This is a genomic window from Nesterenkonia muleiensis, assembly GCF_003600155.1.
Lineage (GTDB): Bacteria > Actinomycetota > Actinomycetes > Actinomycetales > Micrococcaceae > Nesterenkonia > Nesterenkonia muleiensis.
Map to the genome: position 1 here is coordinate 1 of NZ_QWLD01000045.1, position 17975 is coordinate 17975.

15 protein-coding genes and 2 tRNA genes are annotated in these 17975 nt (G+C 65.7%); 6 read left to right on the forward strand and 11 right to left on the reverse strand.

The features are described from left to right. The 3 genes from DVO78_RS13555 to DVO78_RS13565 form a co-directional block, all read right to left on the reverse strand. A partial coding sequence (locus tag DVO78_RS13555) for a DEAD/DEAH box helicase (RefSeq protein ID WP_238385307.1) occupies positions 1 to 2985 on the reverse strand: 2985 nt, incomplete at its 3' end. Between the two features lie 147 nt (positions 2986 to 3132). Then, on the reverse strand, positions 3133 to 3888 hold the full coding sequence (locus DVO78_RS13560; RefSeq protein ID WP_238385308.1) for an NADPH-dependent F420 reductase: 756 nt from the start codon (positions 3886 to 3888) through the stop codon (positions 3133 to 3135). Beyond that, positions 3881 to 4339 carry a 23S rRNA (pseudouridine(1915)-N(3))-methyltransferase RlmH gene (locus DVO78_RS13565; RefSeq protein ID WP_120005497.1) on the reverse strand — a complete coding sequence of 153 codons (459 nt, stop codon included), beginning with the start codon at positions 4337 to 4339 and terminating at the stop codon, positions 3881 to 3883. The genes DVO78_RS13560 and DVO78_RS13565 overlap by 8 nt, the downstream gene beginning before the upstream one ends. Positions 4340 to 4632: 293 nt before the next feature. Between DVO78_RS13565 and DVO78_RS13570 the strand changes: the two genes are divergently transcribed. Then, complete coding sequence (locus DVO78_RS13570; RefSeq protein ID WP_202912197.1) at positions 4633 to 5220, forward strand: vitamin K epoxide reductase family protein; 588 nt, start codon at positions 4633 to 4635, stop codon at positions 5218 to 5220. 398 nt (positions 5221 to 5618) lie between these two features. Here DVO78_RS13570 and DVO78_RS13575 read toward each other — a convergent pair. The 4 genes from DVO78_RS13575 to tadA all read right to left on the reverse strand — a co-directional run bounded on the left by DVO78_RS13575 (position 5619) and on the right by tadA (position 8436). Beyond that, a tRNA-Ser gene (locus DVO78_RS13575) sits at positions 5619 to 5709 on the reverse strand. Positions 5710 to 5828: 119 nt separating this feature from the next. Continuing rightward, positions 5829 to 6320 (reverse strand): hypothetical protein, encoded by a 492-nt coding sequence (locus tag DVO78_RS13580; protein WP_120005474.1) that lies wholly within the window; start codon positions 6318 to 6320, stop codon positions 5829 to 5831. Beyond that, positions 6317 to 7759 (reverse strand): flotillin family protein, encoded by a 1443-nt coding sequence (locus tag DVO78_RS13585; RefSeq protein ID WP_120005476.1) that lies wholly within the window; start codon positions 7757 to 7759, stop codon positions 6317 to 6319. The genes DVO78_RS13580 and DVO78_RS13585 overlap by 4 nt, the downstream gene beginning before the upstream one ends. A gap of 200 nt (positions 7760 to 7959) precedes the next feature. Further along, complete coding sequence (gene tadA / locus DVO78_RS13590) at positions 7960 to 8436, reverse strand: tRNA adenosine(34) deaminase TadA (protein ID WP_274380769.1); 477 nt, start codon at positions 8434 to 8436, stop codon at positions 7960 to 7962. Between the two features lie 44 nt (positions 8437 to 8480). On the opposite strand from tadA, the gene upp reads away from it, so the two are divergent. Both upp and DVO78_RS13600 read left to right on the forward strand, forming a co-directional pair. After that, positions 8481 to 9116, forward strand: coding sequence for a uracil phosphoribosyltransferase (gene upp, locus DVO78_RS13595; RefSeq protein ID WP_120005478.1), 636 nt, complete (start codon positions 8481 to 8483; stop codon positions 9114 to 9116). A gap of 141 nt (positions 9117 to 9257) precedes the next feature. Further along, positions 9258 to 10046 carry a winged helix-turn-helix domain-containing protein gene (locus DVO78_RS13600; protein ID WP_120005480.1) on the forward strand — a complete coding sequence of 263 codons (789 nt, stop codon included), beginning with the start codon at positions 9258 to 9260 and terminating at the stop codon, positions 10044 to 10046. 75 nt (positions 10047 to 10121) lie between these two features. Here the strand turns inward: DVO78_RS13600 and DVO78_RS13605 are convergent, their stop codons facing one another. Genes DVO78_RS13605 through DVO78_RS13615 form a run of 3 tightly spaced genes read right to left on the reverse strand, consistent with a single transcriptional unit; the run spans position 10122 to position 13977 of the window. Further along, on the reverse strand, positions 10122 to 12179 hold the full coding sequence (locus tag DVO78_RS13605; protein ID WP_120005482.1) for a PTS fructose transporter subunit IIABC: 2058 nt from the start codon (positions 12177 to 12179) through the stop codon (positions 10122 to 10124). After that, a complete protein-coding gene (locus DVO78_RS13610; protein WP_120005484.1) occupies positions 12176 to 13174 on the reverse strand; it encodes a 1-phosphofructokinase family hexose kinase in 999 nt (332 codons plus the stop codon). Before DVO78_RS13610 ends, DVO78_RS13605 begins: the two co-directional genes overlap by 4 nt. Further along, complete coding sequence (locus tag DVO78_RS13615; protein WP_238385309.1) at positions 13171 to 13977, reverse strand: DeoR/GlpR family DNA-binding transcription regulator; 807 nt, start codon at positions 13975 to 13977, stop codon at positions 13171 to 13173. The genes DVO78_RS13610 and DVO78_RS13615 overlap by 4 nt, the downstream gene beginning before the upstream one ends. 131 nt (positions 13978 to 14108) lie before the next feature. Here DVO78_RS13615 and DVO78_RS13620 point away from each other — a divergent pair, with 131 nt between their 5' ends. From DVO78_RS13620 to DVO78_RS13630, 3 genes are all read left to right on the forward strand, one after another. Continuing rightward, complete coding sequence (locus DVO78_RS13620; RefSeq protein ID WP_120005488.1) at positions 14109 to 14618, forward strand: SixA phosphatase family protein; 510 nt, start codon at positions 14109 to 14111, stop codon at positions 14616 to 14618. 45 nt (positions 14619 to 14663) lie between these two features. After that, positions 14664 to 16634 (forward strand): TPM domain-containing protein, encoded by a 1971-nt coding sequence (locus DVO78_RS18195; protein WP_120005490.1) that lies wholly within the window; start codon positions 14664 to 14666, stop codon positions 16632 to 16634. A 95-nt stretch (positions 16635 to 16729) separates the two neighbouring features. Then, positions 16730 to 16803, forward strand: a tRNA-Arg gene (locus DVO78_RS13630). A 479-nt stretch (positions 16804 to 17282) separates the two neighbouring features. Here the strand turns inward: DVO78_RS13630 and DVO78_RS13635 are convergent. Continuing rightward, positions 17283 to 17909 carry a transposase gene (locus tag DVO78_RS13635; protein WP_120005491.1) on the reverse strand — a complete coding sequence of 209 codons (627 nt, stop codon included), beginning with the start codon at positions 17907 to 17909 and terminating at the stop codon, positions 17283 to 17285. Positions 17910 to 17975: the final 66 nt, after the last annotated feature.

The window sequence follows — 17975 nt, forward strand, 5'->3', positions numbered from 1 at the left end:
GAAGGCCGGTGCCTCTGCACCCGGCCGAGAGGCGAGCGGGGTTCCCCCGCCGCCGGGACCAGCACTGCTCAGCCGCAAGGCCAGCTCATCGGCGCTCAGCGGTCCCAGCAGGCGCAGCAGGTCCGCTACGCTTTCTGGACCCCGGCCCTCGGAGGTAGGCAGCCGCCGTTCGGGGGAGAGCCGCTGGGCGTATGCTTCGGCCTGGGCGATGACCTCGGCATCCAGAAACTCCCGCAGCTCCACCCTTCCGAGCAGCTCATTGAGCAGGTTCGGGTCCACGCTGAGCGCGGCGGCACGGCGTTCAGCCAGCGGGGAATCTCCCTCGTAGAGATACTGGGCGATATAGCCGAACACCATCGACTGGGCGAACGGGGAGGAGACATGGGTCGCGACCTCCATCACCCGCACCTTGCGCTGGGCGATCCTGCGGGTCAAAGACTCCAGGGCGGGAAGGTCGTAGACATCCTGCAGCACCTCCCGCATCGTCTCCATGATGATGGGGAACTCCGGGTACTGGTGCGCGACCTCCAGCAGCTGGGAGGCGCGCTGGCGCTGCTGCCACAGCGGGGTGCGCTGTCCGGGTCTGGTGCGCGGAAGCAGAAGGGCACGGGCGGCGGCCTCGCGGAAACGTCCGGCGAACAGTGCGGAGGAGGAGACCCGGCGGATCACCAGCTCCTCAAGCTCATCGGGCTCAAAGAGGAACAGCTCGGCACCCGGTGGCTCATCGTCCATCATCGGCACTCGCAGCACGATGCCGTCGTCGCTGGCGAAGGCCGCGCCGTCGAGCCCGTAGCGTTCGTGCAGGCGCTCGCCGACTGCCAGCGCCCAGGGGGCGTGGACCCGCATCCCGTAGGGCGAGTGCAGGATGATCCGCCAGTCGCCCAGCTCGTCCGTGGTCTGTTCGACGATCAGGGTGCGGTCGGAGGGGACGGCTCCGGCGGCGTCGTACTGGTCGGTCAGATAGCGGAGAAGATTCTCCTGCGCCCAGGTGTCCAGTCCCAGGCCGTTGAGCCGTTGACTGACCTGTTTCTGGTCTCCGCTGTGGATCTCGCGGGTGAATGCCCCCAGCGCCTCACCCAGCTCAGCGGGCCGGCCGATCCCGTCCCCGCGCCAGAACGGCAGGCTGGCTGGCTGCCCGAACGCAGGCGAGACCAGCACTCTGTCGAAGGTGATCTCCTCGATCCGCCAACTGGTGGCCCCCAGCGCGAAGACATCGCCGACCCGGGACTCATAGACCATCTCCTCATCCAGCTCACCGACCCGACGTCCCCCGGTGCGGGAGTCTCCGCCGGCCCGCTCCAGCTCAGAGCCGACCAAGTAGACCCCGAACAGTCCGCGGTCAGGGATGGTCCCCCCGGAGGTGACAGCCAACCGCTGGGCTCCGGGCCGGCCGGTGATGGTGCCGGCATCGCGGTCCCAGACGATGCGCGGGCGCAGATCGGCGAAACGGTCTGAGGGGTACTTGCCTGCCAGCAGGTCCAGGGTGGACTCGAATGCTGACCGTGGCAGTGTGGTGAAGGGCGCGGCTGCGCGCAGGGTCTCGAACCAGTCCTCCACGTCCAGGGATTCCATCGCAGCGGCCGCGATGGTCTGCTGGGCCAAGATGTCCAGCGGGTTGTGCGGGATCTTCAGCGCCTCGATCTGCCCGGAGAGCATACGTTCGACGACGACGGCGCAGCTGAGCAGATCGCCGCGGTGCTTGGGGAAGAACCACCCCACCGAGACTTCTCCCACCTGGTGGCCGGCGCGGCCCAGGCGCTGCAGCCCGGCTGAGACGGCGTGCGGAGCTTCGACCTGAATGACCAGGTCCACCGCGCCCATGTCGATGCCGAGTTCTAAGGAGCTGGTGGCGACCACGCAACGCAGCCGGCCGGACTTGAGATCGTCCTCGATCTGCTTGCGCTGCTCCTTGGACACCGAGCCGTGATGCGCCCTGGCAAGGGCAGGAGGCTCTTCCTCCTGGTGCTGTCCCGCAGGTGGGTTCCCGGTGTTTTCCGTGAGCTCCCGTCCGGCGGCGATCTCGTTGATCCTGCCGGTGAGCTTCTCAGCCAGCCGGCGCGAGTTGACGAAGGCGATGGTGGAGCGGTTCTGGCCGATGAGGTCGACCACCCTAGACTCCACGTGCGGCCAGATGGAGGGCTGGAGCGGTTGGTCACCTTCGCTGGTCTCGACGCTGGGGGAGACCATGTCCTGCACCGGCACGGAGAGCGTGATGTCCCACCGCTTCTCAGAGGGCGGGGCGATGACCTCTACCGGCCGGCGACCGCCCAGGAAGCGGGCGACCTCATCCCGGGGCTCCACTGTGGCGGAAAGCCCGACCCGCTGGGCAGGGGCCTGCAGCAGTTGGTCGAGCCTCTCCAGGGAGACCGCCAGGTGGGCTCCGCGCTTGGTTCCGGCCAGGGCATGGATCTCATCCACGATCACCGTCTGGACTGTGGCCAGGGTCCGCCGCGCCTGGGAGGTGAGCATCAGGTAGAGCGACTCAGGGGTGGTGATCAGGATCTCTGGCGGGTTCCGCACCAAGTCGCGGCGCTCCTTGGAGCTGGTGTCACCGGTGCGCACTCCTACCGAGATGTCGTTTGGGGTGGTGCCCAGCCGCCGGGCGGTGTGTCCGATGCCCACCAGCGGGCTGCGCAGATTGCGCTCGATGTCCACTCCCAGGGCTTTTAGCGGAGAGATGTAGAGAACCTTGGTTCCGGCGCTGTGACCGGCTGCGGCGTCATTCCCTTCGGCTTCAGGGGTGAAGGCCGCTGCCTCTGCACGCGGCCGGGAGGCCCACGGGGTCTCTCCGCGGTTGGCACTGAGCTGATCGATGGCCCAGAGGAACGCCGAGAGCGTCTTGCCCGACCCGGTCGGTGCCACCACCAGGGCGTGCTTCCCCTGTGAGACAGCCTCCCAGGCACCCTCCTGGGCGGGGGTGGGCGCCCCGAAGGAGGCGGCGAACCATGTCCGCGCCGCGTCGGAGAATCGGTCCAGTGAGCTCACCACTCCACTCTAGAACCAGCTGCCGACCTGGCAAGCGCCGCCCGGCCAAGCGCATCAGTCCCCTGAGTGCCAGAATCTCTCCGCCACACCTCTCGGTTCTGCCTTGAGGCGGAGACTTTCCAGCATTCGGTCACCGCGTAGCCCTTTTTACCGCACGTAGTGGAGGATGTCCTCCCGGCGCAGCGACCGGTTGAACAGCGGCCCGTCCGGCTCCATGATCTTCCCGGCGGCCAGCCCGCCTAGGGAGACCGGATCGAATCCCATCCGCACCAGCAGTCCCATGACCCGGCCCACGGCGCCGTTGTCGTCACCGGCCAGGGCCACGGCCCGGCGCTGCTTCAGCGCACGCTCCGGGTTCGCCGCCTCCTCCAGATCGTGGTGGGAGATGTGGTTGAGGGCCTTGACCGTATGCGCACCGCTGAAGCGGCCTGCGATCGCCATGGAGCTGGGAAGCTGCTCGTCCACCGCAGCTTGCAGCCACCCCGGAAGGAGTTCATCATGCCAGGTGTTGGTGGCATCCACCAGCACTGGTGTGATCGGCCGAGTCCGGAGGGCCTCCGGGCCGCTGACCCAGTCCGGCTCGACCTCATCCAGCTCCTCCTGGGGAACAGCGAGGATCACCACGCCGGGGCCCCGGCTCCGGGTGCGCACGGCGACCTCCTCGGGCCGCACCGGGTTCGCTCCCGGGGCGTAGATCTTCAGATGGTGCCGCAGGGCCTTCGGGGGCCGGGTGGAGCAGATGTCCACCTCAATCCCGGCACGTAGCATCACCCGCGCGAAGGCGGTTCCGGCCCGTCCGGCGCCCAGCACGCCCACCACCGGCTGCTCCGCGGAGCGCTCACTGTCCTGGGACGACTCCGAGCCGGTGCCAGTCTTCGCTCGGAGCATCCGGGTCTCAGACATGGTGATAGGGCTTCCCGGAGCTGATCTCCTGGGCGCGGTAGACCTGTTCGGCCAGGATCAGGCGCACCAGCTGATGTGGGAAGACCAGCTTGCTCAGGCTCCAGGTGAAGTCGGCCCGTGATTGCAGCTCGGCGTTCACCCCGTAGGCGCCGCCGATGATCACGACGACGCCGCGGCTGGCGTCGAACCGCTGCTGCAGGTGGGATGCCAGCGTGGGTGAGGAGATATTGGTGCCGCGCTCATCCAGCAGGATGACGTGCTGGCGGGGTGTGAGCGACTGGAGAATCCTGGCAGATTCCTCGTCCCGGGCGGCATCGTGATCCTTGGCGGAGTGCTGGAGCAGCTTCCAGGTGAGGTCATAGGGCTTGCGCAGCCGCCTGCTGTAGCGGTCGATGCCCTCGGCCACCCATGGTTCATGCTTCTTGCCGACCGCGAGAACAGTGATGCTCATGAAGAACGAGCCTACAGAAGTCTTCATCAGCTGGTGCAGCCTCGTGAAGAACCCACCCCGATCCCGAATCATGCGCTGTGTCAGCTTAGGGCGTGATGGCCTTCGCGCCCCCGCGGTGCCTCGTCTGGTCCGCAGCGGGCGCTGGAGCGATCACGGAGGCTCATGCTCCCGCAGAGCTGTGTTCTCGGGAGGGGTGAGACTTGACGAATATACCCCATGGGGTATATTGTCGCTCTGTGTAAGATAATACCCATAGGGGTATTTATGCAGTAAGCGCACATTGAGGAGATCCCGTGACAATCCAGGCCCTGACCCGACCAACACCATCGCTGGAAACCACCAAGCCGACGGCGAATATGCTGATCTGGATGTTTTTCGGCGTGGCGGCACTCGGCTGGTTCGCCAGCTCCATCCTGACCGCCGTGCACTTCTGGGTGCTGCCGCTGCCGGAAGGCACTCCTCTGACCGGGGCTATCGCGGTGATGCACAGTCCGTGGGCATACGTCGGCCCGATCCCGTTGGCCACCATTGGCGCGGTCTACTACATCGGCATGATGGTGATGGCCGCGATGTGGCTCTACACCAAGAGCCCCCTCTTGGAGAAAATCCTGCTGCCGGTGACCGGGGCTGGTGTCGCGTTCTCTGCCTACTTCGTCTACCTGCAGCTAGGTCCAATCGGTGAGATCTGTCCCTTCTGCATGGTCTCCGCCGCAGCTACTGTCATCTTGTTCACGATTGAGATCGCCGTGAAGCGTATCGGCGGCGCGGTGACCGCCCCGGCGGTCAACCCGGCCCTGGCCTACCCGCTCATGATCGCTATACCGCTGCTGCTCTCACTCGTGGCCATGTTCGCACTGACCGTCCTGCCGCTGCCGCGTTGAATCCGTGTGGTCTTCGCCCATTGGACTGATTATACCCCCATGGGTATATTTGCTTCTGGTGGGTGTCGCCATCTCACTAGGGTGTTGGAGGAGGCATCATGTGTTCTGCGGTGACGTGCCGTGAGTGCGGAAAGACGACATGGTCCGGGTGCGGCAAGCACGTCGACCAGGTCATGCGCGGAGTCCCTACATCGCAGCGATGCGAAGGTCACCAGAAAGAACTGAGGTCAGGGTTCTTCGCCCGCCTCTTCGGGCGGTAGGTGCGGGGGAGAGCTTCGTCTGTGTGCCCTGCGATGGTGGGACAAGACCCACTAGGGCTGTCATCGGGGCGGTCCAGAGACTCCACCTCAGAGCCTCCACCGCGATTGCTTTCGGTGGGGGCTCTGAGGTGGAGCATTTGGCGGAAGCGGAGGGATTTGAACCCTCGGTAGGGGGTTACCCTACACAGCATTTCGAGTGCTGCACCTTCGGCCGCTCGGACACGCTTCCTCAACTCGCCGCCTTCCGGCGGCGCCCATTCACTATACGGGAGATGGGGTCCGAGTCTCAAAAGCGAACAGGAGGGCTGCAGGCCAGGTTGGTGATGCGGCAGCGAGGTCCGTGTGTCTTCAGGATTTGGTGACTTTGACCCGGCTGGGGGAGAGGACGGCCTCGACGGTCAGGGCATCCCCGGGAGAGACGTCATCCTCGGCCACCGCACTCAGTTTGCGCGGCTGGCCCCGGTGTACCAGAGAGAACTCGAACGGGTCACCGGCTGCCGCACCGGTGATGGCAGTGCCCTGCTGGCCGACCTTGTCCTCGGGGTCATTGCCTGGGGTTTCGGCGCGCCGGATCAGCCGCACCGACTTGGCCGCGATCACAGCGATCACCACAGCAACCGCAATACCCACTGTCACGGCCACACCCATCGAGGCGTCGAAGCCTGCGGTAGCGATCCAGCCTCCGTAGCCGAATCCGGCCACCGCCGCGGCGATGGTGGTCGCCGACAAAATCCCGTCGCCGCCGAAGTCCAGGTTGACAGCATCCAGAACGCCGTCGAAGACCACCGCCAGCACAAGGATGACGGAGAACCCCAGGGCGATCAGAATGAACCAGGTCATGCGCCCTCGTCTGCGCTGTTCTGCTCAGTTTCGGTACCCGAGCCCACGCCCTCTGCGCTCTGGCCAGCGGAAGCACCGGAAATCTCCCCGCCGAACCGGCCGATCAGCTCTGCCAGGTCTACATTGGTCAGCGACTTCAGCAGCTCCATGCCCTGGGTGGCGTTGTCCAGCCCGGTCTTCACCACCTTGGAGGCACCGGAGGAGTCGATCACAGTCAGCTGGTCGATGCTTTCCATGGGCCTGGCAGCCTCGCGGACCACCTCGGGCAGTACCGCAACGATCTGGTCCAGGATGGCGGCCTCGCCGTAGCGGGCGTAGGCGTCGGCCTTCTTGTTCATCGCCTCAGCCTCAGCCTCACCGCGGGCGCGAATGGCGGCCGCCTCGGACTCACCCTCGATGCGCACCGCCTTGGCCTCTGCCTCACGGCGCTCCAGATCGGCCTGGGCGGCCAGCCGGACCCGCTCCGCCTCAGCCTGTGCACTGGCAATCTCCTCAGCTTTGCGGGCCTCGGCGTTCTGCTCGGTGGCGTAGCGGTCGGCGTCGGCCTTCTTATGGACCTCTGCGATCAGTTCCTGCTCGCGCAGTTCGGCACGGCGCTGCGCGGTTTCGCGCTGCTGCTCCACCACATCGCGCTGGGCCTGGGCCTCAGCCCGCGGACCGGCGGCCGCGGCGCGGGCCTGGGCCTGGTCGGTCTCCTCGCGAATGGTGGCCTCGCGCAGATCATATTCGCGCTGGTTGTCCAGAATCGCCTGCCGGGCGGCGATGCGTGCTGACTCGGACTCCCGCTCGGCTCTGGCCTCGGACACCTCGGCCTGGCGGCGTGCGTCGGCGGCTTCGGGCCGTCCCAGGTTCTGCAGGTAGTCGCCCTCGTCGGCGATGCGCTGGATGGTGAAGGTATCCAGCTCCAGGCCCTGGCCCTCCAGCGAGGAGGCAGCCTCATGGGCCACCTGGGTGGCGAAGGCCGAACGGTCCCGGATGATCTCATCGACGGTCATGGTGCCGATGATCGAACGCAGAGAACCCTCCAGCACCTCGGTGGTGAACGGAACTATCTCATCCTGCTTGCTCAGGAAACGCTGTGCGGCCGCGCGCACCGAGGTATCGGATCCGCCGACCTTCACAATGGCGATCGCGGTCAGGTTCATCTCGATATTGGTCTTGGACATCGCCGAGGCGGAGACCGTGATCTTCCGCGACTCCAATGACATCCGGTGCGCCCGTTGGATGAACGGGATGACGAACGTTCCCCCGCCCTGGACGATCTTCTGCGCCGCCGGCAGACCGTCGTCGCTGCGCCGGGAGGATCCCGAGCCGGTGATGATGATCGCCTCATTCGGCTGGGCGATCTTGTACCGGGAGACGATCGCTCCCACCGCGATCGCAATGACCAGCACCAAGCCGATGATCGGGAGAATGATCCCGTCGCCGAAGTTTTCCATATTGCTTCTCCGCTCCTAGACCCCACAGCTGAGCCGTTGACTGCCGATGCACACGAGCATACAGCCCTGGTTCTCCCGGCAGACAGTGCCCGTCTGAGGTTCCTGACGCGGCCCACGCAAACGCTGTGGGTTCGCACGGGACCCGGGCGCCTCAGGGGCTGGTCTCGCTCAGCTTACGCGGGGCTGCACGCTTGAAGCGCTCAACCCCGCTGTTCGGCGAAGAACTCTCGAAGCAGGGCGCTGCACTCCTGCCTGCGGACTCCCGGCTGAATCTCCACCCAGTGGTTCAGCCGGGGCTCACGCAGCACGTCGAACACGCTGCCGGCTGCGCCGGCCTTCTTGTCCCATGCACCGAAGATCACCGTGGAGATCCTGGATTGGCTGATGGCCCCGGCGCACATGCTGCACGGCTCGAGGGTGACCACCAGCGAGCAGCCGTCCAGCCGCCAGGTGCCCATCGCTGCGGCTGCGGCACGCAGCGCATTGATCTCGGCATGGCCGGAGGGGTCGGCATCGCGCTCCCTGGTATTGAAACCTTCACCCAGCACCACCCCGTCAGCGCTGACGAGGACGCCGCCCACCGGGACGTCTCCGGAGGCAGGAGCCAAGGCAGCCAGCTCCAGGCACCTGCTCATCAGCCGGTGCTGGGTCTGCGGTTCTCTGGGGGAAAAGCTCATCTGAAGACACACTACTGCCACGTGGTGACTGCTAACTTGTTCTCATGCGCACACATGCCGTCTCCCACCCGCTGATCGATCATAAGCTCACCCAGCTGCGCCGGGTGGAGACCACCTCCAATGTTTTCCGTGACCTGACCCGGGAGCTTGTCTCACTGTTGGCCTATGAGGCCTCGAGCTCACTGCCCACTGAGGATGTCGAGATCCAGACTCCGGTGGCGCAGATGACCGGCACCAGGCTTGCCGGCTCCAAGCCCCTGGTGGTGCCGATCCTGCGCGCCGGACTGGGCATGCTGGACGGGATGACGGCTATGATCCCCACCGCTGAGGTCGGCTTCCTGGGCATGGCGCGCGATGAGGAGACCCTCAACGTCGTCACTTACGCTGAGCGTCTGCCGGATGACCTCACCGGACGGCAGGTGTTCGTGCTGGATCCGATGCTGGCCACCGGAGGCACACTGGCCGAGGCCATCCGCTTTTTGCAGCGTGCCGGAGCGGCGAAGGTCACCTGCATCTGTCTGCTGGCCGCACCGGAAGGCATCAAGCGGCTGGAGGAGGAGGTCGGTGACTTGGACATCGAGCTGATCGTGGCCGCCATCGATGAGAGGCTCAATGAGAAGGCGTATATCGTCCCTGGTCTGGGGGATGCCGGCGACCGGCTCTACGGGCTCGCAGAATAGTATGTGACCCACATGACAGGGCACCTGTCCTGTCTCAGCATGTGGAAGTTTCCCGCTTATGTTACTTGCATTTGGGAAATATTACGGGGATGCTGAGAGGGCAAAGTGCCCGGCCGTCCGCCAGGAAGAGTCACGATTAATATGTCCGCACCGCTCAGTCAGACCCAAAATCCAGGGTACGTTCACGTTTCCGTGCGTAATGCTGCCCGGCGTGCGGAGCTCTCTCGCAAGCTGCGCAATGGCGCACCTGGGGGCAGCGACCTGCGCACCGCGCCGGTGCCGGTGCTGGCATCCAACGGAGCCACCGCACAGATGGTCCATCCCGACGTCGTCACCCGTGGCTTCGTCATCTATGTGGGGCTCGACGAGGATACCGCCAAGGCCGAGGGCACCTCACTGCACCGGATCGCCACGGAGCTTCGTGACTACGTGGAACATATTGCTCCCCAGTCCCAGGTACATATCGCGATGGCTATGGCTGCCTCCACCGCGGAGGGCACTGACCTTGAGGTGGTCCGCCAGGCACTGGGCGACCCGACGGTCTCTGCCAAGGGCCAGCCGGAGCACTCGGCTGTACAGCCCACGTCACCGGCGCAAGCAGCCTCCGGGGTGCTGATCGATCTGGCTCGGCGCGAGGTCCGGCTTGACGGCGATGGCCTCAACCTCACCTATAAGGAGTTCGAGCTGCTGAACTACCTGGTGGACAACTCTTCACGCACTGTGGGCAGGGATGAGCTGCTGCAGCGGCTCTGGCGGCATGTGGACGTGGAGCAGATGCCCAATGAGCGTACGATCGATGTCCACATCCGGCGTCTGCGGTCCAAGCTGGGCCGGCTGGCCAACACGGTGCGCACAGTGCGCGGCCAGGGATACCGGTTCTACGAACACCCGGAGGTCACCGTCTGGGCCGCCCCCGAGTACAGCATCTGATCATCTAGGCGACGGGGACCGCCCGGGGACCCAGAGTAATCCCCTCCCGGCCTTCAGTCATCAGCTGGGGACGGGTCAGACAGTGGCAGTCTCCGGTGCGGTTGATTGCTGATCAGCCGTTGACTCGGCAACGGGAGTTTTCCGTGCCCAGCGTTTGAGCGCGATGACGCTCAGCGCCGTCACTGCGGTGCCGATGAGCACGGAGAGGATGAACAGCAGGAAATTGTCGATGGCGAAGAAGACGAAGACCCCTCCGTGCGGGGCATAGGAGGTCACGCTGAACGCCATGGTCAGCGCACCGGTTGCCATGCCGCCCAGCATCGCCGAGGGCAGCACCCGCAGCGGGTCTGCGGCGGCGAAGGGGATCGCGCCTTCGGAGATGAACGCAGCCCCCAGCAGCACTGCGGTCTTGCCGTTCTCCTGTTCGGCGCGGCTGAAGAGCCGGCGGTCGACGAAGGTGGCCAGCGCCATTCCCAGTGGGGGAACCATGCCGGCGGCCATGACAGTGGCCATGATCACCAGGGGAGCCTGTTCCCCCGCGGCCACTGCCCCGGAGAGGCCGGCGACGGCGAAGGCGTAGGCCACCTTGTTGATCGGCCCACCCAGGTCCACGCACATCATCAGGCCCAGGATCAGGCCCAGGACCACTGCTGCTGCTCCGGTCATTCCGCTCAGCCAGTTCTCCAGCCCGCTGGTCAGTGAGGCGATCGGACCGCCCAACAGCATCAACATCAGACCTGCAGCAACAATAGTGGCCACCAGCGGAATGATGACCACGGGCATCAGCCCGGCCAGCCACCGGGGGACCTCGAATGTGCGGAACCAGCTGGCGACCGCACCGGCGAGCAGGCCACCGATGATGCCGCCGATGAACCCGGCCTCCATCAGCGGCTCGGCGACAGCGCCGGCGATGAAGCCAGGCGCGATCCCGGGGCGGTCGGCCATACCGTAGGCGATATAGCCAGCCAGCGCGGGGACCAAGAAGCTCATCGCCGTATCACCGATGGCAAAAAAGACCGAGCCGAGGTAGGCGCCCAAGGGGCCCCAGCCGACGAAGTCATCGGGCAGGTCAGCTTCAGTCGGGAGGTTCCACAAAGTGTTGTCGATGACCACGTCGCCTGCGACGTCGGTGATGTTGTAGCCGCCCAGCAGGAAGCCTAGTGCCATGAGCAGTCCGCCTGCGGCGACGAAGGGGATCATGTAGCTGACACCGGTCATCAGCACCCGCTGGGTCTTCCGGCCGAAGCTCTCGCCGGAGTCCTCGGCAGCGGTCTCCTCGCCGGAGGTGCCGGCGGCCACTCTCTCAGCCTGCGGATCATCAGCTGCGCTCAGCGCCTGGGTGATCATCGTCCCGGGTTCGTTGATGCCGCGTTTGACGCGTCCGGCCACTACCGGTTTGCCGGCGAAGCGGTGCTTGTCCCGCACATCGACGTCAGCGGCGAAGATGACGGCCTCAGCCTGCTGGACTGCCTCTGGCGGTAGCGGTGCGGCCCCGGATGAGCCCTGGGTCTCGACCTGCAGATCGACGTTGAGTGACTCGGCCGCACGCTTGAGCGCGTCGGCGGCCATATAGGTGTGCGCAATGCCAGTGGGGCAGGCGGTGACCGCCACCAGCCTGCGGCGGGCCGAGGCAGGCTCGCCGGAGGTGGCTGAAGGCGTCTCATCAGGGGTCTTTTGTGGCTGATCAGGACTGACCGAGTTCTCGATGAGTGCCACGATCTCTTGCGCATCGGAGGCTTCCCGTAGTTCGGCCAGGAAGCTCTCGTCGATCAGCGAGCTGGCCAGAGCGGAGAGGATCGTCAGGTGCTCCTCGCTGGCCCCGGCCGGGGCCGCGATGAAGAAGATCAGGTCTGCCGGGCCGTCGGGGGCACCGAAGTCGACCGGTTCCTGCAGCCGCGCGAAGGCCACGGTGGCCTGTTCAACGGCTGAGGTCTTGCAGTGCGGGATGGCGATGCCGCTGGCCATCCCGGTGGCGGACGTCTGCTCACGGGCCCATGCGTCCGAGGCCAGCGAAGCGGCGTGGCCTGCGCGCCCAGCGGTGGCGATGAGTTCGGCGAGCGCGGTGATGACCTTGTGGGGGCTGCTGGCCGAGATCGACTCCAAGCTCACCAGGTCTTCGGTGATGATGCTCATTGGTCTTCACTTTCTTCTGGGGATTGACAGGTCAGGGGCTCGACCGTGACGGTGTGTGGTTCGAGGTCCTCAGGTGAGGGCATCTGGGATCCTGGCAGGGAGGCTGCTGCGCGGCCGTGGGCCATGGCGTGCCGCAGCCGTTCAGCGGGAGAGGCACCCTGGTCTGCTGCGGAGATATAGCCGGCAAGGGCGGCGTCGCCGGCCCCCACGGTGCTGCGGGCAACGATTGGCGGCCCGAAGCCCATCAGCACATCGGCCTTGGGCTCAGCTGGCACCAGCACCGCGCCATGGGCTCCCAGAGTCACTAGAGCGGTGCGGACGCCGTATGGCTGAACAGCACGTACCAGTTCGACGACGGCGGACCGGTTCTGCTCCAGCTGTCCCGGAGTCGTGTCAGTCCGACGGCCGGTGAGCAAGGTGTGCAGCTCTAGCAGCTCGTCGGCGTTCGGCTTGATCAGGTCTGGTTCGGCGGCTGCGGTGCTGGCCAGTGCCTGGCCGGAGGAGTCCACCGCGATCTTGGCCTGTGGATGGGAAGACCGCAGTGCGCTGATCAGCCGGGTGTAGAGCTGAGGATCGGTGCCCGGCGGAAGCGACCCCGCGAGTGCCGCCCACGTAGTGTCTGGAACTGAGGCGGCAGCTGTGATCAGCGCTTGCTGCCGGTCAGCGTCCAGTTCAGGCCCGGGCTCATTGATTTTGGTGGTCACCCCTGTTGGATCGGTGATAGTGATATTGGTCCGCACCGCAGCCCCCAGGGGCACTGTCTGGTAGGGCACGGCGAAGGAGTTGAGGCTCAGCAGCAGCGGGTCATCGGCCTCGCTGGGGATCACCGCCACGGTCGGCAGCTTGGCGGCGGTCAGAGCCCGGGAGATGTTGACGCCTTTTCCTCCCGGGTCGGTGTGACCGGTGACTGCCCGGTGCACCTGTCCAGGCAGCAGAGGCGAGGGAAGCTCGACGGTGCTGTCCAGGCTGGGGTTCGGGGTGACGGTGATGATCACGGGGCCTCCGCAACAATGACAGAGACCTCGGCGGCGTCGAGCGCCTCGGCCAGCCGGACCGGTGGTGCGGCGTCGGTGATGAGAATGGCGATCTCCTCGAGTCGGGCGAACTGCACCAGTGAGGTGCGTTCGAATTTGGAGGCGTCTGCCAGCAGGATGGTGCGTCGGGCTGCTCGAATCAGGGCGGTCTTGACCGCTGCCTCGGCTGAGTCCGGAGTGCTGAGGCCGAATGGCCCGTCCACGCCGTTGGTGCCGATGAAGGCGACATCGGCGCTGCGGCGGCTGAGCGTCTCCACTGTGGTCGGCCCGACCGCAGCCCCGGTGATGCCGCGGACCCGTCCGCCGATCACCTCCATGTCAAGAGCTTCGACATCACTGAGCTTGGCTGCCACCGGCAGAGCGTTGGTCAGCAGATGGCGGCTCCTCTCTGCGGCGCCGGCGGCAGTCTCCAGAGCCACCATGTCCGCGAAGGCCTCTGTGGTGGAGCCGGCGTCGATGATCATGGAGCCTCCCGGGGATGGAGGCAGAAACTGCAGGGCCGCCTGCGCGATCCGGCGCTTCTGGGCTGAATGAGTGCTGTGCCGGTCGTGCAGCGGAGTCTCGGTCCGGGGCGCTGCTCCTGCTGCCGTCGCACCGCCGTGGACCCGGTGCAGGGCTCCTTGGGTCTCCAGGGAGTCGAGGTCGCGGCGGACCGTCTCCCGGGTGACGCCGAATTCGGCCGCGAGGCGCTCCACCGTCACTGTGCTGGTCTGGCTGAGCAGCTCCAGGATGCGGCTCCTCCGTTCGAGGGCGAGCAGTGGCACGGCAATGTCCTCTCTTTTTTGTGATCCACCACACATGTGGATATAAGTGACTTTATCTGTGTTTATCTGTATTTGCAACATGTTTCTGTGGTAAATGCCGAGCGAGAGCTCCTCGCGGCTAGGCTCGGAGAATGAAGAGACTGCTCATCCTCCGGCACGCCGAGGCGGGCCACAGCTTCACCGGTGACGACCATTCCCGCACGCTCACCGACTACGGGCAGCAGCAGGCACGCCATATGGGCCGCTGGCTGCTGGAGTCTGAGCACTGGCCAGAGTCCACTCTGGTCTCCTCGGCGATGCGCACCCGGCAGACCTGCCTCTGGATCGGCCATGAACTCGGCGACAAGGCGGTGACCCCGTATCTGGACGACCGGCTGTACCTGGGGTCCTCGGCTCGGCTGTGCTCGGCGATCAACGAGACCCCGGAGGCGGTGCAGACACTGCTGGTCATCGCCCATATGCCGGGTGTACAGGACCTCAGCATGGATCTGACCAGTCCAGACTCATCCGAGCAGGCCGCGCTCGCCATGGCGTCCCACTGGCCGCCGGCGGGGCTGGGAGTCTTCTCCGTGGACAAACCCTGGGCCGAGCTGGACGGGCGCGACGCCGCCCTGACCGAGTTCATCAGCGCCGAGGCCTGACAGCCGCGCCTGCCCCAGCTCTGTGCTTGCCCTTAGGATCGGAGTATGCGCTTAGATGATCAGGTCACCGACAACGCCGGAGTGCTCAGCGACGCCGAGATCGCTGAGGTACAGGAGCACTTCGACCAGATCGCCGAGGACACCGGCTACACCGTCTTCGTCGCCTTCTACGACGACTTCGGCGGCATGGTGGCAGAGGACTTCGCTGATCAGGTCGGTGAGGCTTCGAGCTTGGGCACCCATAACCCGGGTCTGGTGGTCGCGGTCGAGGGTGACTTCGGGGTGACTATTGCCGACGGTGCCGAGTTCACCGAGGACGATCTCTACGACATGGTCGTCGACGACGTCGTTCCCCACCTCAGTGGTGAGGACTGGGCCGAAGCCTCCATCGCCTATGCCGACGGCGTGGAGGAACTGACCAGCGATTCTGGGGGCGGTGTTGGGGTGATGATCGGCGTCGTCGTGCTCATTGCGCTGATCGGGCTCGGGGCGCTGCTGTGGCGCCGTCGCGGCGGTCAAAACCAGACTAGGAAGCTGCCGGAGGGGCATCCGCTGCGCCTGCCGACCGCCGAGCTCTCAGCCAGATCGGGGCAGGCTCTGCTGGAGATCGACAATGCTATCCGCAGTTCGGAGGAGGAGCTTGGGTTCGCCCGGGCACAGTTCGGCCTGCAGGAGACCGACCGGTTCCAGGAGGCGCTGGGGCAGGCCAAGCAGTCTGCCCGCTCCGCGTTCGCGCTGCGCCGCGAGATGGACCAGGCCGAGCAGATTGAGGAGGATGCCCAGCGGAAGGCGCATGCGGAGATTCTAGAACTTGCTGATGAGGTGGAGGAGGCACTCGCCGCCCAGGCTGAGCATTTTGAGAAGCTGCGTGATCTCCAGGCACGTGCCCCAGAGCTGCTCAACGAGCTGGATCAGCGGGCCGGGGAGGTCGAGAGCGGACTGGACTCTGCGCGGGCTCGGGTGAAGGCCCTGCAGGGCCGGTACTCTGAGGCGGCCGTGGAGTCGGTGACGGAGAACCCTGAGATGGCCGAGGAGCTGCTGGTGGAAGCCCGGGAGTCTGTGGCCGAGGGGCGCGCCCGGCTTCAGGACAATGACGTGCAAACCGCGGTGACCCATCTCCAGATTGCGGAGGAGGCAATCGGGCAGGCCTCCACCCTGCTGCAGGACGTCAACGATGCCGGGAGTCTGCTTGCGGAGTCTTTCGACAAGCTGGACGCGGCCATCGACTCGCTGGCCGAGGACATCGCAGAAGCAGACCGGCTGGCCGCCGATGACCAGCAGGTGGCCTCACACCGGGCTCAGGCTCAGGAGGCTCTGACCGCTGGCCGTGCGGCGCGGGAGGAGCGTGGCGACCCGGTGGGTGCTCTGCAGCGGCTGGAAGATGCGGAGACGGCCTTGGACGATGCGCTGAGCACAGCGCGCCAAGAGCAGGAGAACCGGCGGCGGGCTGAGCAGCGCAACGCTCAGCGGCTGCAGCGGGTGCAGCAGCGGATCACGATGGTTCAGCACTACATCTCCAGCCATCGCGGGGCAGTGCAGCAGGGAGCGCGGACCACTATCGCGGAGGCGGAACGCCTGCTGGAACTGGCGCACCATGCGGAGCCGCAGGAAGCTGCGAATCTGCTGACCCGTGCCGAGCAGCTCGCCGACCAGGCGCACAATCAGGCAGGGGCGGACTACTCGGCGTCTCAGCGCGCAAACATGGGCTGGGGACCCGCACCGTATCCACAAGGGCGTCGCAGATCAGGATCTGGCATGGGCGGTATGGCTGCGGGCATGATCATTGGCGGACTGCTGGGCGGCGGTGGTGGCAACACCCGCAGCAGGCACCGCGGAGGCTGGGGCGGAGGGCTCTCTGGAGGCGGATCCCGCGGCAGCTTCGGGGGAGGTGGCCGCGCTGGAGGCGGATTCAGCGGCGGAGGGCGTTCCCGCGGTGGGTTCGGCGGTGGCTCCCGCGGGTCTCGCGGCGGCAGTTTCGGCGGTGGACGAGGGAGTCGGGGCGGTCGCTTCCGCTGAGCCGGGAGTCGCGGACGGTTGATTTGTCCGACCTCGGTGGCCGCGTGTATAGTCGTCAAGGTCCAAGTCACGCTACAGTGATATTTGAGGATGATGCGCCTATAGCTCAGCTGGATAGAGCGTCGGTCTACGGAACCGAAGGTCTGGGGTTCGAATCCCTATGGGCGCACTAACTGCGAAACACCCTTGCATCCCAGTAAACACAAGGGATGCAAGGGTGTTTCTTTGCCCTGTTTTGAGAGTGATATAGGGGGTTATTGGGTTATTGGCCAGAATGTGTGTATGGCTCGGGCGTGTCATCTCCGTCCTTCCCAGCCTTTCCTGGCCCAGAGCCCTTCCTGGGCTATAGCTGAGGTGCCGTAGGTCTCAGGTCCGCTTGGGGCTTCCTCTATCGGCTTTGGCTGGGTTTGCTTTGCTGCTTCCCGTTGCTGTCGCTGGACCAGGTCCCATGGGTCATGGGGGTGTTCGGTGAGGCTGTTGAGCAGCCAGTCCACGGCTTTGCGTGCGTGGTGTTCGGGCATGCCTCGGTGATGGCGCAGCAGGTGTTTGATCGCGTTGTTGGGTCCGCCTTCTAACCGTGAGGTGGCCCGCTCCACGGTGCGCTGCTGGTCTTCGAGGTAGTGCTCGTCGAGGAAGGTGAACAGGGACTTATCCCGGATTAGCTGCCGGTAGAGGCCCTGGGCTCTGCGCAGCCGGATATGGGTGTACCCACCAGTTCTGGTTCTGCTTGACCCAGGAGGGCCGTTCCACGCCTCTCTTCGCGTAGGTGCGCTGTTTCAGGAACCTCTCCCAGCGGGCTTCCCAGCAGGCATAAGCGCCCATCCACGCTGCTGCCGCATCGAGGTCCTGAACCTTCATCAGGTCCCTGGTCAGGCCCAGAATCTCTTTGCCTGCCTCAAGCCGTGGGTTCAGGGTGGTGTGCCGAACCGCTGCGGCACGGATGTGGAAGTAGCAGCGCTGGATCCGGGTTCGTGGCCACTGCTGATCCAGTGCGGCACGTAGTCCGGTCCCGCCGTCGGTGACCACCACATCCGGGGCGGGGAAGCGTTTGAACAAAGCTGCCCAGGCTGCTTTGGATTCCCGGTTGCACCACTGCCAGCCGATGACGTGGGTGCCGTTGTGAGCGATGAGCACGCACCACCTGTTGAAGTAGGTGCCATCGACGATGATCTGCCGGTGAGCCTCCCCGGTGGGGTCTGGCTGGGGGACTTCGATATCCCAGCACCAGGCTGTCTGACGGCGGAAGGATCGATGCTTCTGGGTGTGCCGAGGCATTGAAGTGGGGCTGAGACCGGGTGGAGCGGCTGATGCGCATCGCCCTGATCAGCGGTGTGCGAAGGG